Genomic DNA, 14,588 nt, shown 5'->3' with positions numbered 1-14,588 from the left:
ACGGCGACACCTTTTCCCTTGGACCGTAACGACAGGAAGGCGTCATGGATACCACTCTTTCTTCCCCTGACAAGGCGTCAGTAGACATCACCGCGCCGCAGCGACTGCGTGTCATCAAGCGAGGCGGTGATGTTGCGGCCTTTGATGGCAGCAAGATCTCGGTGGCGATCACCAAGGCATTCATCGCCACCGAGGGCGATAACGCCGCAGCATCGTCACGCATCCGTGACTTCGTCCATGAGGCGACCCAGAGCATCGTCGACACCTTCCTGCGTCGTATGCCCGATGGCGGCACCCTGCATATCGAAGACATCCAGGACCAAGTCGAGCTGGCCCTGATGCGCGCCGGCGAGCAGAAAGTCGCCCGCGCCTATGTGCTGTACCGCGAAGAACATGCCCGTGCCCGTCAGCCCCAGAACGGCGATATCGCCAAACCGCACCCCAGCCTCAACGTCACGCAGGCCGATGGCACCGTGCGTCCACTGGATCTGGGCCGGGTCGAGACACTGGTGTTTGACGCCTGCGAAGGGCTCACCAACGTCGAGCCACAGAAGATCGTCGATGCGTCGCTGAAGAATCTCTATGACGGCGTTTCCATCGATGGTGTATCGCAAGCGCTGACGATGACCGCGCGCACCTTGGTCGAAAAAGAGCCCAACTATACCTACGCCACCGCGCGACTCTTGCAGGACAACCTGCGTCGCGAGGCACTCTCCTTCCTGGATATTGTCGACGAAGCGACTTACCAGGAAATGGCCGACCTCTACGCGCCGGCCTTCAAGGCCTACATCGCCAAGGGCATCGCATTCGACCAGCTCGATCCGCAGCTTGCCGAGTTCGATCTCGAGCGCCTCGGTGCAGCGCTGGATCACACCCGCGATGCCCAGTTCACCTACCTCGGCCTGCAGACGCTTTACGACCGCTACTTTCTGCACCATGACGACATCCGCTACGAACTCCCGCAGGTAATGTTCATGCGTGTCGCCATGGGCCTGGCGCTCAACGAGGACGATCGCGAAGCGCGTGCCATCGAATTCTACGAGCTGCTCTCGAGCTTCGATTACATGGCCTCCACGCCGACGCTGTTCAACGCCGGCACCGTCAAGAGCCAGCTCTCTTCGTGCTATCTCACCACCGTGCCCGATCAGCTCGATGGCATCTACGGTGCGATTCGCGACAACGCCATGCTCTCCAAGTGGGCCGGCGGCCTGGGCAACGACTGGACCCCGGTGCGCGCGCTGGGCTCCTACATCAAGGGCACCAACGGCAAGTCGCAAGGCGTGGTGCCGTTCCTCAAGGTGGTGAACGATACCGCCGTGGCCGTCAACCAGGGTGGCAAGCGCAAGGGCGCGGTCTGCGCCTATCTCGAGACCTGGCATCTCGACGTCGAGGAGTTTCTCGAACTGCGCAAGAATACCGGCGACGACCGCCGCCGTACCCACGACATGAACACCGCCAACTGGGTGCCGGACCTGTTCATGAAGCGGGTCTTCGACGACGAAGAATGGACGCTATTCTCGCCGTCCACCTGCCCCGACCTACACGACCTGTACGGCGCCGCCTTCGAGAAGCGCTACACCGAGTACGAGGAAATGACTCGCAACGGACAGCTCAAACTGTTCAAGCGCGTCAAGGCCAAGGACTTGTGGCGCAAGATGCTGTCCATGCTGTTCGAAACTGGCCATCCGTGGATCACCTTCAAGGACCCGTGCAACCTGCGCAGCCCGCAGAACCATGCCGGCGTCGTGCATAGCTCCAACTTGTGCACGGAGATCACCCTCAACACCTCGGCGGACGAAATCGCCGTGTGCAACCTGGGCTCGGTCAATCTGGCGCAGCACATCGTCGACGGCGAACTCGACGGCGATAAGCTGAAGAAGACCGTCAAGACGGCCGTGCGCATGCTCGATAACGTCATCGACATCAACTACTACGCCGTGCCGCAGGCAGAGCGCTCCAACTTCAAGCACCGCCCGGTGGGGCTGGGCTTGATGGGCTTTCAGGACGCACTCTATAAGCGTGGGATCGCCTATGCGTCTCAAGAGGCCGTTGAATTCTCCGACACCTCGATGGAGCTGATCAGCTATCACGCCATCGAAGCCTCCAGCGATCTGGCCGCCGAGCGTGGGCGCTATCAAAGCTTCGAAGGCTCGCTATGGAGCAAGGGCGTATTGCCCATCGACTCGATCGCGAACCTGGCCGAAGAGCGCGGCGCCGACTATATCGAGGTAGACACCTCCACCACGCAAGATTGGGCGCGTCTGCGCGACAAGGTCACCAGCCAAGGAATGCGCAACTCCAACGTCATGGCGATCGCACCGACCGCGACGATCTCCAACATCTGTGGCGTGACGCAGTCCATCGAGCCGACCTACCAGAACCTGTTCGTCAAATCGAACCTTTCCGGCGAGTTCACCGTAGTCAACGCCTACATGGTCAACGACCTCAAGGAACGCGGCCTGTGGGACGAGGTCATGATCAACGACCTCAAGTATTACGACGGCTCCGTGCAGCCCATCGACCGTGTGCCGGACGACCTCAAGGCCCGCTATGCCAGTGCCTTCGAGGTCGAACCCAAGTGGCTGGTCGAGGCCGCCGCCCGTCGCCAGAAGTGGATCGACCAGGCCCAGTCGCTGAACCTCTACATCGCCGGCGTTTCGGGCAAGAAGCTCGACGTCACCTATCGCATGGCCTGGTTCCGTGGCCTCAAGACCACCTATTACCTGCGCGCGTTAGGCGCCACCTCGGTGGAAAAATCTACCGTCGATCGTGGCAATCTCAATGCCGTCGGCAACGCCGATAGCGGTGCGGCGCCGTCGACTCAGCCCGCCGCCAGCGGCGCACCCAGCCCAGCGGCCAGTGGCCCCTCCGGCGAGGCGCGCGGCATCGACGACTTCCTGAACGGCAAGAGTGGCAGCGGCTCGCGAGCGCCTTCGGCAGGCGATATCGACGAGCTCGGCTGCGAGGCTTGCCAGTAACTTCAAGAACGAAGAAGGAAGACGGCGCTGCGCGCCGCTGAAGAGGGAAGAATATGACGCTTCCCTCCTCTGCCGCCCCTAAAGGCGCTTCCTTCTTGTATCTTCCACCTCCGAGGAACGAGGAAGAACATGCTGAATTGGGACGATTTTCACGAAGACACGGTTGATGGCGAGAGTGCCGCCGCCGAGCCTCAAAAGCCCGCGCCGGCCGCCAAGCCGACAGCGCAACCCGCGGCACCGGAACCCGAGCAGGTGCGCGAAAGCGCGTCACGCTACCAGGTGGCCGATGAAGACCGGCTAGCGCGCGCCCGCAAGTCCCTGGACGAGCTTGATGTCGCCGCCGGCCTGGAAGAGCTGGAAATGGGCGCGGCGCGTATCGAGGTCGACGACAAGAAGATGATCAATGCACGCGCCGACCTCAACCAGTTGGTTCCCTTCAAGTATGAGTGGGCGTGGCAGAAGTACCTGGACGGCAGCGCCAATCACTGGATGCCTCAGGAAGTGAACATGAACGCCGACATTGCGCTGTGGAAAAGCAATGACGGCCTGACCGAGGACGAGCGTCGCATCGTCGAGCGCAGTCTGGGGTATTTCTCGACCGCCGACTCGCTGGTCGCCAACAACCTGGTGCTGGCGCTTTATCGCCTGATCACCAATCCCGAATGCCGCCAGTACCTGCTGCGCCAAGCTTTCGAGGAAGCGATTCACACTCACGCTTACCAGTACTGCGTGGAATCGCTGGGCATGGATGAAGGCGAGGTCTTCAACATGTATCGCGAGGTGCCCTCGGTCGCCGCCAAATCGGCGTGGAGCCTCAAGCACACCCAGTCTCTGGCGCGTCCGGACTTCCACACCGGCACGCCGGAAACCGATCAGGAGCTATTGCGCAATCTGATCGCCTTCTACTGCGTGACGGAAGGCATCTTCTTCTATTGCGGCTTCAGTCAGATCCTCTCCATGGGCCGGCGCAACAAGATGACCGGCGTCGCCGAGCAGTTCCAGTACATCCTCCGCGACGAGTCCATGCACCTGAACTTCGGCGTCGACATGATCAATCAGATCAAGATCGAGAATCCGCACCTTTGGACGCCCGAATTCCAGGACGAGGTCACCCAGATGATCATCGAGGGCACCGAACTGGAAATCGCCTATGCGCGCGATTCCATGCCGCGTGGCGTGCTGGGCATGAACGCCGCGATCATGGAGGAGTACCTGCACTTCATCTGCAACCGCCGCCTGGCGCAGATCGGCCTGAAGGAGCAGTATCCCGGCGCGGAGAACCCCTTCCCGTGGATGAGCGAGATCATCGACCTGCGCAAGGAGAAGAACTTCTTCGAGACGCGCGTCACGGAATACCAGGTCGGCGGCGCCCTGAGCTGGGATTGACACCTCACATGTAAGGTTTCGAGTGGGCCGTGTCATGCGACATGGCCCGCTTTGCGTCATGCACTCGGTATCGGTAGGCTTGCCGCCGTTCCCACTCCCTACCCGACATCGCGAAAGGTAAGAACATGCAACTCGGTATCATCGGACTCGGCCGCATGGGCGGCAATATCGCCCGACGCTTGATGCGCGGCGGCCACGACGTCGTCGCCCATGACCGCGATCAATCCATCGCCTCGGCGTTGATCGAGGACGGTGCCGCCCCGGCGGACTCCTTGGCGACGCTGGTGGATCAACTGGAAACGCCACGCGTGGTGTGGGTCATGCTGCCTGCCGGCGACCCCACCGAGGAAACGGTCAATGCCTTGGCCGAGCGGATGGACGCCGGCGACATCATCATCGACGGCGGTAATACCTTCTACAAGGACGACATTCGCCGCGCCAAGGCGCTGGCGCTCACGGGCATCCATTACGTGGACGTGGGCACCTCGGGCGGCGTTTGGGGATTGGAGCGTGGCTACTGCATGATGGTCGGCGCCGAGCAAGAGATCTTCGCTCATCTCGATCCACTGTTCGATACCCTGGCGCCCGGTCACGGTAATCTGGAGCGCACGCATGGCCGCAACGCCCCGCATGACAGCGCCGAGCGTGGCTATATCCATGCCGGCCCGGTAGGCGCCGGGCATTACGTGAAGATGGTCCACAACGGGATCGAGTACGGCCTGATGCAAGCCTACGCCGAAGGCTTCGAGTTGATGCAGAGCAAGTCATCGCCGGACCTTCCGGAAGACGAACGTTTCGATCTCAACCTCGCCGACGTAGCCGAAGTCTGGCGTCGCGGCAGCGTGGTCTCATCCTGGCTGCTCGACCTCACCGCCCAGGCCCTGACCGGCGACCCCAAGCTCGATCATTACTCCGGCGCCGTCGCCGACAGTGGCGAAGGCCGCTGGACCATCGACGCCGCCGTCGAGCAAGGCGTCTCCACCCCGGTACTAGCCAACGCCCTGTTCGCGCGTTTCAACTCGCGCAAGGACAGCACCTACGCCAATCGTTTGCTCTCAGCGATGCGCTTCGGTTTCGGCGGCCACGTCGAACCGCCGAAGTGAGCGCTGATTGAAAGCCGTGGAGCCTGCCGCCGGAAGCGCCGGCGGCAGGCACTAGCGCAACGCCCCGGCTGGCGCATCCACCTCGGCACACGTCAGCACATGAGTGACGAAACGGCGCACACGCACGAGTTCGCCGAGATGCTCGGGGTGCACCAGGTAGTAGGCGTCGGGTCCCTTGAGGACGTGCGGCCAGGCCAGAGACAGTCGGCCTTCGGCCAGCTCGGTGTCGACGAAGAAACGCGGCACCAGGGCAAGACCACCGCCGCTCATCGCCGTGCGGATCAGCATCTGGAAGGTCTCGAAGCGAGTGCCGTGGTAACTGCGCTCGGTGGTGATTCCCTGGCCGGCGAACCAGCGGTGCCAGGCATCAGGGCGCGTGGAGAGGTGCAGCAGGCGGCACTCGGCCAGCTCTGCGGCACTCGCCGGCTGCTGACGAGCTAGAAATTCGGGGGCGCCGACCGCGACCACCTCCTCGTCGAACAACTTGTGGCACTCCAGTTTCGGCCAGCGACCATGCCCGTGGAAGACGGCCACGTCGATACCTGCTTGATCCAGGTCGAAGGGCTCGACATGGTCGCTAACGCTGAGGTCGATGTGCGGGTTGGCGTTCAGGAAATCGGGCAACTGGCGGGCCAGCCAGCGGGCCCCGAAGGTCGGCAGGCAGGCCACCCGCAGCACTTCGCCCTGCCCGCTGTAGCTCATGATCGCGTTCGCTGACATCTCGATCCGTGCCAGAATCTTGCGTACTTCAGTAAGGTACAGCGCGCCCTCCGGCGTCAGCACCAGGGTGCGGCGCACACGCCGGAATAGCTTGTGCTGCAGGTACGCTTCGAGTTGCGCCACTTGCTTGCTGATGGCGCTCTGGGTAATGCTCAGCTCGTCGGCGGCACGAGTGAAACTCATATGCCGTGCAGCCGCCTCGAAGCACTGCATGGTGATGGTCGAGGGCAGGTGGCGTGCCGTCATGCGTCTTCTCCGCAACGGAATGAATTCGCAACGCTCATGCTGAAATCTCATGCCCCAGGCTTTATTTAAAGCATTCAAGCGTAATACATGAGTTAAAGGAATGGGTAGCGCGCTTTTTTTCGTTTGCCGATGCGATGGGGGCTCTGGTCTCATCACCTCCATAATGGACACCGCGCTCACGAACGGCGCTGGGCCCTTGTTCGACTTGAGAGGTACCTCCGATGACAACCCTCGTTTCCCATCACGAGATTCGTGACCGTTTTTCCAAGGCCATGTCGGCCATGTATCAGGACGAGGTGCCGCAGTACGAAACCCTGCTCGAGCTGGTGGCGGAGGTGAACCGCGAGACCCTCGAGCGCGACCCCGAACTGGCCGAGCGACTCGAGGCTCATGATGAGTTGAATCGTCTCGGCGTCGAGCGGCACGGTGCCATTCGTGTCGGCAGTGCCGAGGAACTCGCCATGCTGCGCCGGTTGTTCGCGGTGATGGGCATGGTCCCGGTGGGCTACTACGACCTCTCCGAAGCCGGCGTGCCGGTACATTCCACCGCCTTCCGGCCCATCGACGACGAGGCCCTGGCGCGCAACCCCTTCCGTGTCTTCACATCCTTGCTGCGCCTGGAACTGATCGAAAGCACCGAGCTGCGCGAGCGTGCCGCCGGTATCCTCGCCAAGCGCGACATCTTCACGCCCGGCGCCCGGGAAATGATCGAGCTCAGCGAACGCCAGGGCGGCTTGACCGACGAGCAGGCCGAGCGTTTCGTGGCCGAGGCGCTGGAGACCTTCCGCTGGCACCAGGACGCCACCGTGGACCTGGACACCTACGAGGCACTGCATGCCGAGCATCGGCTGATCGCCGATGTGGTCTGCTTCCACGGGCCACATATCAATCACCTGACGCCGCGCACCCTGGACATCGACGAGGTCCAGCGGCGGATGCCGGCGGCGGGAATGAACCCCAAGGAAGTCATCGAAGGTCCGCCGCGTCGCGCCTGCCCGATCCTGCTGCGCCAGACCAGCTTCAAGGCCCTGGAGGAGCCGACCCGCTTCGCCGGCGATCGCCAGGGCACCCACACCGCACGCTTCGGCGAGATCGAACAGCGCGGCGTGGCGCTGACGGCCAAGGGACGCGCCCTCTACGACCGGCTGCTAGGCGAGTCGCGCCGACGCACCGCCGGCCTGAGCAACGAGGCGCACCAGCGCGTGCTGGCCGAGGTCTTTGCCGATTTTCCGGATAGCGAGGCCGAACTGCGCCGTCAGGGCCTGGCTTTCTTCGAATACCGGACGACCGAGGCGGGACGCGAGGCCGGCGCGATCGCCGCGACCGCGGTCGAGCGGTTGATCGAGCAGGGGCTGATCACGGCCCGGCCGATCACCTACGAGGATTTCCTGCCGGTCAGCGCGGCCGGCATCTTTCAATCGAACCTCGGCGGTGACGATAGCGAGGCCTATGCCGGTCACGCCAATCGCGAAGCCTTCGAGGAGGCACTGGGCGCGCCGGTCACCGACGAGCTGACGCTCTATGCCGAACGCGAGCGGAGTTCTCTGGATGCCGCCCTGACGTCTCTGGGCATCCCGCCAGTCCGCTAGGCGCTGTCTGAAAAGTCGACGAGCGAAGGTCAGACAAGGCAAAAATCAGCGAAAAGGCGGAGTTTACGGAGTGTAAATGAGCATTTTGAGCTGATTTTTAACGCAGTATGGCCGAGCGCAGACAGTTTTCAGACAATGCCTAGGCGTCCTGCCCCAGCGAACGCCGCCAGCGAGCCTCCAGGCTATCGGGGCCGCTGGGCCCGAACAGTGCGCGGGATTCGCCGCGATACCAGGCCCACATCTGGTCGCCGTAGCTGTAGTGCCACCACTCGCTGGGCAGGTTGGCGAAGCCGGCATCAACCATGGCGTGGTAAAGCACTCGCCGCCGATCACGGTAAGTCCGCGTCGCGGCGTCATGGGCATGATGCTCGAAGTAGACGGTATGCGAGGCGGGCCGCGCTTCATCGAATGCCGAGCCCATCTCCAGCAGCATCCCATCAGCATCGCATAGCGCTACATCCACCGCCCCACCGGTGAGATGCGGGCTAGGGCACTCTGGTCGATCGCTGGGCGGCGAGACAAATGCCCGAGTCATCGCCCGCAGGTCCGCCTCGTCGAGATCCGCGTAGCGCGCTTCCACCATTCCCAGCAGAGTGTCATACAGATGACGCTGCACGACATAGGGCCGCCAAGCATCCAGCACCACCAGCCCCAGGCCGTCCGGCAGGCTCTGAGCCACCTTGAGAAGCCGCCGATAGACCGCCTCCCGCGCCCAGCACTCGGGCACCGCCCCGGGGACCCCCAGGGCATGGTAGAGGGGCAAGGTGCGCAGCATCGGCGCGGCGAGGCTGACCGGGTGCAACGCCCCGCCCTCGTCGACGATGGGAATGGCTGCGATCGCCTCCCACGGCGGCTCGGCGATGGGTTCGATGGGACAAAGCGTCGAATCAGTCACGTTCAAGGGGTTCGTTTCCAAGAAGTGGCCATCATACGAACGGCCATGGGGGATAAGATTGATTCCAATCCGCAACCGGCGTAGCGTGAAGGCGTTGAATTCACAGGAGACTGGATCATGGCGGAAGCCAAGAGTGTCATCAAACGTGTCTACGTTCCCACCTATGTCCGCGATCTGCCCAATGGCGAGCGCGTGACGGTGCCCGGACACTACAAGAAGACACCCACGCACTCGAGCTGACGTCAGTGATCGGGTCAAGCCTCGCCCTTGCGTGGGCAAGGAACGAATCATGAACGCCCTGCCTTGCGGCAGGGCGTTCATGGTCGGGTCCACGTATCGCATTTGTCATCGGCTCAGATCGACCTCACGCGTCTGACCATCGCCGATCTCGATTTGCTTCAAGATCAGCGGGCTGCGCGAACCATCCGGCAGGCGCACACTTCCAGCCACATAGAAGACCCCTGCGGGGATACCGGTAGCCTCGAAATAGCCGTTGTCGTTGGTCTTGGCGTAATGCGTGTATTCACGGGCACGTGGGTCCGCGGGCTCTATGCGCTTGCCCGCCAGCGCGGCTTCGGCAGCCTCGGCGGAATAACGCGTGGCCGGCGCAATCGACACGGTTTCGTTCTTGCCTACCAACGTGCCCTCTGCCGATGAGGTGTAGCGCAACCACCCCTTGACGACGGCGGAGCCTTGCTTGTCCAGCTTGGCGTATTCCTCGGCGGGGAACGCGACCTGGCGTTCGACGGTGCCCGACGGCGTGCCTTCGCCGGCTTCCTCGATATCGACGGGCTGTGTCGGCCCACCCGTCGGCAACATTTCACAGCCACTCAGCACCAGCCCCACCAGGGCCAGCCACCATCCCGTACGTCTATGTCTCATTCCATGAGCCACCTTTGTGAACGAGCTTAACGTGCTAGCTCGGGATTGAGCGTGTAAGTACCCATCACGCTGGCTTGTTCGATGACATGTCCTTGCATGGCTTCGAGTACTTCATCACCGGTGAACTCGCCCTGCAGACCCAGCGAGGCGATATCCAGTGCATAGACAGTGAAGTGATAGCGATGTACCAGGGCGTCATTCCACGGCGGACATGGGCCATCATATCCCCCGTAGATACCTTCGAGTTGTTCGTCATCGACGAAGAAGTCCGTGTAGCTATTGATACCGCGCACGCCCTTGCCGGTCTCCCCCGGTGCCTTGCCCTTGGCCACGACACCATCGGCATCTTCGCCCTCGTCTATGCCGCTCACGTCCGCCGGGATATCGATCAATACCCAGTGGTAGAAATCAGCACGAGGCAGGTCAGTTGGCACTCTGTGGCCTTCCTGATTGACGTCGCTAGGGTCCGAGGGCGCATCCACATCGACCACCAACAGTGCGAGGCTACGCGTCCCGGCGGGCACATCGTGCCAACGGATACGTGGGTTGCGATTGTCGCTGAAGCGAAGGTGTTGCTGAGAATCGGGAACGGCGAACGCGAAGCGTTCGGGAATGGGTTCACCGTCGGTGATGTGCTGCACGTCAATGCGCATGCGGCTGCCTCCTGGTAGTCCGGGCAAAGAAGATAACGTCCCTCAGTTTGGCACATCCATGAGGCGGTGCGCATAGGACGAACGGCGCCCCTCACAAGACACCCTTATCGACACAGCGAGATACCACGCATGCCTAGATGGAAATGGTTGGCATGCGCGGCATTGTAGTCCGGCCCGAGGGTAGTTCCGAACACTTCGCAGGCGCCGTCGCGCACGCGATGCAGAAAATCCGCCGCGTCATCGCCGCCCTCCCAGTCGTCGAGCACGGAAATCCGGTGTCCGTCCACTATCCGAAAGGCCGCCACATCGAGCGCTTCCGCACTGGCGTGGTCGCTACGGCGGGCATTGTCGCGATGGTAGATATTGCGGCACGCGAAGCTCCCCAAGTGACGTACCGACTCTACCGGCTCACCGAACACCTCCCGCGCGGCCGGTTGCAGACGTTGGCGCTCGAACAGCGACCAGGCCACCGCCAGCGGACAGCTGGCCACGAAGCTGGCATTGAACTCGACCCCAGCACGGCGCACGCGCACCACGTTCTGAAGCGGGCAGCCAGCAACGGGGGTATAATCCGCCAATGGCGTGTAATTCAGGGGTCCGGCAGGTGCGGAGTCGAGAACATCGCGGCATGCCTCGCGATCCCCCTTGAGCTGGCGCAACTTCCATTGCGTGACTGGGGTCAACGGATCGTCAAGATGCAAGGGCTGAAAGGGATTCCATGCCCGAGGGACTGTCCAGACGCCCTTGTCCAGAGCGATGCCGGCGGCAATCACGGCGAAACTCAACGCGAGGAAGGTAAGCGACGGCTTCATGGCGCTCCCGGCAAGGTGCAAAGCCTTCAGTGTAGAGAACGCCAGCGGTCATATGACGATCATCCTGTGAAGCCTATGAATTTGACCGATACTGTAAGCCACTCTCGTTCCGAAAGGAGAACCGCCATGCCACGCTGGATTCCACTCGCCTTCATCGCTGGCTTCTTCGCCGTCCTTTGCTTCCATCAGCCCATGGCGGGCTTGTTGCACGCCTACGCCATTGTGCCGTTTGCCCCCTATGGCACGACCGCCGTACCACCTCTGGGCGTGCCTCAGTGGCTATCGGCGAGCTTCTGGGGCGGTGTCTGGGGTATCGTCATGTTGTGGGTATTCACGCGTTGCCACGTCACGACCGGGCTGTGGTGGAAAAGCGTATTGTTCGGCGGTATCGCCTTGACACTCGTGGCGCTGTTTATCGTCTTTCCGCTCAAGGGGCGCGGCCTCAACCTCGCCGGGTTCCCCATCGGCTTTTTGGTCAATGGCGCCTGGGGCATGGGCATCTGGGTCTTCGCACGCTGCTTCGGGCTTTGGAGAGTCTCACCACGGTCAACATGATCAGCCCCACAACAAGGTGACCAGCAACGCCGATACGCCCACGATCAACGCGGTGAACACGGCGATGCTCACCAGTCGATTAAGCCAATCATCGATGCTGTTCCGGGAACGCGCGGGGCCTCCTCTCCGGCGTCGAGTGGCGCCTTGACGTCGCCGCTTGCCTGCTTTGGCCACTTGGGGCATTCCTCACTCCCGTGCATGCAATATTGCTTACCATAAGGGGTGGCGCGCATTTCCACCAGCGCCAACGTAAAACGCCCGGCCGAAGCCGGGCGTGACATGTCGCCATGTGAGGCGTTACCCACCTTCACGCGTATTGATACGCCGGTTGACCACATTCGGGGCGCGACGATACCGCTCGGCATCGGCCAATGTTTCGGCTTCGAAGGCATCGGCGCCGACCGGGGTTTCACCGTGACGATGGTACAGCGAGGTCAGCATTGCCTTGCGGTCCGCCCGCAACTCCTTGATCAAGACGATAATCATGCCATAGAGAATGAAGGTGAATGGCAATGCTGCCAGCACCGCGGCGGATTGCAGCCCGTTCAGGCCTCCGGCAACCAGCAGGGTCAGACAGATCGCAGCGATCAACACACCCCAGATAATCCGCTTTATCAAGGGAGGATTCAGCGAGCCGCCATCGGTCATCTGCGAGACGATATACGTCGCCGAGTCTGCGGACGTCACCAGGAAGATGAAGATCAAGAACAGCGCCACGACCGACAACACGTTGGAGAATGGCATCAAGTTGAACATCTGGAATAGCGCCACGGTAATGTTGTCAGCCGTTGCCGAGGCGAGCCCGACATCGCCGGTCAACTCCATATTGAGCGCCGCTCCACCGAAGACGCCAATCCACAGGCAAGCCAGCAGCGGCGGTACGAACAAGACGCCGAACACGTACTCCTTGATAGTCCGCCCGCGCGAGACACGCGCCACGAAAGTCCCCACGAACGGCGACCAGGCAATGACCCAGGCCCAGTAGAAAATCGTCCAGTTGCTCGCCCAGGTGTTATCGCTATACGGCGCAATACGCAGGCTCATCCCCACGATGTTTTGTAGGTAATCGCCGATGCCCAGAGTGATAGTCTCGAGAATGGCTACGGTCGGCCCGGTGAACAACACGTAGAACATCAGCGCGAAGCACAGCACCATGTTGAGGTTGGATAGGCGCTTGATTCCCTTGTCCAGCCCCGACCAGGTGGACGCCATATAACACAGGAACATGGCGCCCATGATGATGAATTGCCACTTGACGCCTTCCTCGACACCGAATACTTCGTGCAGGCCACCGTTGATCTGCAACACTGCCAAGCCGATGGACGTCGCCACCCCCATCACGGTCGCGACCACGGCGAACACGTCCAATGCTGGCCCCACCTTGCGCAACTTGGGACGCTTGGCGGTCATGGTCGAGAGCACGTTGGACACCAGTCCCGCCTGCCCCTTGCGAAACTGATAATAGGCGATGATCAGCCCGACCACGGAAAACGCGGCCCACTGATGAATGCCCCAATTGAAGAAGCTGTATTGAATGGCATAGCGTGCCGCTTCCTCGGTGCCGCCTTCCATGTCACCGTAAGGTGGCTCGAGAAAGTGTGTCATCGGCTCGGCCATGCCATAAAATACCAACCCGACGCCAAAACCCGCTGCCAGCAGCATGCTGATCCACGAGAAAAAGCTGTAGGAGGGTGAGCTATCCTGTGGCCCCAGGCGGATCTTGCCGTACTTGCTAAAGGCCAGCGTCAGTAGGAACACCACGAACCCGAAGACCGAGAACAGGTAAAACCACCCAAAATAGTGTGAAACGGCTGATAATGCCGTCGATGCCGCCTCACCGAAGCCCTCGGGAAAAGCCGCACCAATGGCGACCAGAACCGCAACGATCAGGGCGGAGACGATAAATACGTATTGCCTTCCAATATTGGCCATGCAGCTATCCTCTTAGTCTCCGACGATACGGTGCCTCATGCACCTACCGGGTTCTTATCACTGAGCTCGGCATGCCTGCAATGGCCCATGGAACCAAAGCCAGGCACATGAGACCAAACGACAACGATGGCAGAACCAAAGCCGCACGACCATAACCGTTTTTTATATTTAAGCAAGTAAACCATTAAATTTTCTTGAAGAGCCTATTATGCCGTCACTGACCCGCCTGGCGTCCGCCACCGCTTGGCTCGAGCGTCTCTCGTATTCACGGCACGCCTTGTCGCTTTTGTTTTTCGCCTCGGTGCTGGAAACCCTTCTGGTTCCGATTCCTATCGAGACCATTCTGATTCCCTGGATGCTGGCCCAGCCGCGTCGCAAATGGCGTCTGGCAAGCGTCGCGCTGGCCGGTAACCTGGCCGCCGCCTGCATCGGCTACACCCTGGGGGCCTGGGCATTGAACACTTGGGGAACGACGCTCATTCCTTTGTTCGGTGGTCAGGAAGCCTATGCCGCCTTTCAGGCACGCATGGCCAGTGACGGCTTTATGGCGGTGCTCGCGGTGGGTATTATTCCCATCCCCTTTCAGATCGCCATGCTCGCCGCCGGCTCGAGTGGCTATCCATTTATACTTTTCTTGCTGGCCGCCTCGTTGGCGCGCGGCGTGCGTTATTTCGGTCTCGCCTTGCTGGTGCATCTCGCCGGCGATGCAGCCCTCTCGCTATGGCGTCGCCATGCACGCCCCATAGGCATGTTGGGTATCGCACTATTCGGCGCGTGGCTCTGGCTTCAATTCATGCCATGAGCGCCATGCATGGATGCACCATACCCTGAGCGTAC

General features: G+C 61.5%; 14 protein-coding genes. 7 read left to right on the top strand and 7 right to left on the bottom strand.

The features are described 5' to 3' along the window. Positions 1-44: 44 nt before the first annotated feature. The 3 genes from SR908_RS10820 (at position 45) to gnd (ending at position 5,467) form a co-directional block, all read left to right on the top strand. The gene (locus SR908_RS10820; protein WP_246922345.1) at positions 45-2,978 is read left to right on the top strand and encodes a ribonucleoside-diphosphate reductase subunit alpha; all 2,934 of its coding nucleotides are present in this window, start codon (positions 45-47) and stop codon (positions 2,976-2,978) included. A gap of 129 nt (positions 2,979-3,107) precedes the next feature. Further along, positions 3,108-4,364, top strand: coding sequence for a ribonucleotide-diphosphate reductase subunit beta (locus SR908_RS10815; RefSeq protein ID WP_246922347.1), 1,257 nt, complete (start codon positions 3,108-3,110; stop codon positions 4,362-4,364). Positions 4,365-4,489: 125 nt separating this feature from the next. Next, entirely contained in the window at positions 4,490-5,467 is a 978-nt protein-coding gene (gene gnd / locus SR908_RS10810; RefSeq protein ID WP_075369468.1) for a phosphogluconate dehydrogenase (NAD(+)-dependent, decarboxylating), read from the top strand. A 51-nt stretch (positions 5,468-5,518) separates the two neighbouring features. On the opposite strand, the gene SR908_RS10805 is transcribed toward gnd, so the two are convergent. Continuing rightward, positions 5,519-6,433: a LysR substrate-binding domain-containing protein gene (locus tag SR908_RS10805; protein ID WP_040239678.1), complete on the bottom strand. Its 915-nt coding sequence runs from the start codon at positions 6,431-6,433 to the stop codon at positions 5,519-5,521. A gap of 221 nt (positions 6,434-6,654) precedes the next feature. Here SR908_RS10805 and hglS point away from each other — a divergent pair, with 221 nt between their 5' ends. After that, complete coding sequence (hglS, locus tag SR908_RS10800; RefSeq protein WP_246922350.1) at positions 6,655-8,022, top strand: 2-oxoadipate dioxygenase/decarboxylase HglS; 1,368 nt, start codon at positions 6,655-6,657, stop codon at positions 8,020-8,022. Between the two features lie 139 nt (positions 8,023-8,161). Here the strand turns inward: hglS and SR908_RS10795 are convergent, their stop codons facing one another. Beyond that, positions 8,162-8,917, bottom strand: a complete 756-nt coding sequence (locus tag SR908_RS10795) for a M15 family metallopeptidase (RefSeq protein ID WP_040239830.1) — start codon at positions 8,915-8,917, stop codon at positions 8,162-8,164. Positions 8,918-9,034: 117 nt separating this feature from the next. Between SR908_RS10795 and SR908_RS10790 the strand changes: the two genes are divergently transcribed. Continuing rightward, positions 9,035-9,157: a hypothetical protein gene (locus SR908_RS10790; RefSeq protein WP_257125191.1), complete on the top strand. Its 123-nt coding sequence runs from the start codon at positions 9,035-9,037 to the stop codon at positions 9,155-9,157. Between the two features lie 105 nt (positions 9,158-9,262). Here SR908_RS10790 and SR908_RS10785 read toward each other — a convergent pair whose 3' ends face one another. The 3 genes from SR908_RS10785 to SR908_RS10775 form a co-directional block, all read right to left on the bottom strand. Beyond that, positions 9,263-9,799, bottom strand: coding sequence for a carboxypeptidase regulatory-like domain-containing protein (locus SR908_RS10785; protein ID WP_246922353.1), 537 nt, complete (start codon positions 9,797-9,799; stop codon positions 9,263-9,265). A gap of 26 nt (positions 9,800-9,825) precedes the next feature. Next, positions 9,826-10,452 carry a YbhB/YbcL family Raf kinase inhibitor-like protein gene (locus tag SR908_RS10780; RefSeq protein WP_246922356.1) on the bottom strand — a complete coding sequence of 209 codons (627 nt, stop codon included), beginning with the start codon at positions 10,450-10,452 and terminating at the stop codon, positions 9,826-9,828. Positions 10,453-10,556: 104 nt separating this feature from the next. Next, positions 10,557-11,264, bottom strand: a complete 708-nt coding sequence (locus SR908_RS10775; RefSeq protein WP_246922359.1) for an extensin-like domain-containing protein — start codon at positions 11,262-11,264, stop codon at positions 10,557-10,559. 126 nt (positions 11,265-11,390) lie between these two features. Here SR908_RS10775 and SR908_RS10770 point away from each other — a divergent pair, with 126 nt between their 5' ends. Then, positions 11,391-11,819 (top strand): hypothetical protein, encoded by a 429-nt coding sequence (locus SR908_RS10770; protein WP_097023520.1) that lies wholly within the window; start codon positions 11,391-11,393, stop codon positions 11,817-11,819. Here the strand turns inward: SR908_RS10770 and SR908_RS10765 are convergent, their stop codons facing one another. Next, entirely contained in the window at positions 11,820-12,002 is a 183-nt protein-coding gene (locus tag SR908_RS10765; protein WP_246922362.1) for a hypothetical protein, read from the bottom strand. Between the two features lie 114 nt (positions 12,003-12,116). Then, positions 12,117-13,751: a BCCT family transporter gene (locus SR908_RS10760; RefSeq protein WP_246922365.1), complete on the bottom strand. Its 1,635-nt coding sequence runs from the start codon at positions 13,749-13,751 to the stop codon at positions 12,117-12,119. A 208-nt stretch (positions 13,752-13,959) separates the two neighbouring features. On the opposite strand from SR908_RS10760, the gene SR908_RS10755 reads away from it, so the two are divergent. Continuing rightward, on the top strand, positions 13,960-14,553 hold the full coding sequence (locus tag SR908_RS10755; protein WP_246922368.1) for a YqaA family protein: 594 nt from the start codon (positions 13,960-13,962) through the stop codon (positions 14,551-14,553). Positions 14,554-14,588: the final 35 nt, after the last annotated feature.

The sequence above is a fragment of the Chromohalobacter canadensis genome (genome assembly GCF_034479555.1).
GTDB classification, from domain to species: Bacteria; Pseudomonadota; Gammaproteobacteria; order Pseudomonadales; family Halomonadaceae; genus Chromohalobacter; species Chromohalobacter canadensis.
Note: the sequence above shows the minus strand (reverse complement) of the source record. Positions and strands in the feature narration are given on the sequence as shown.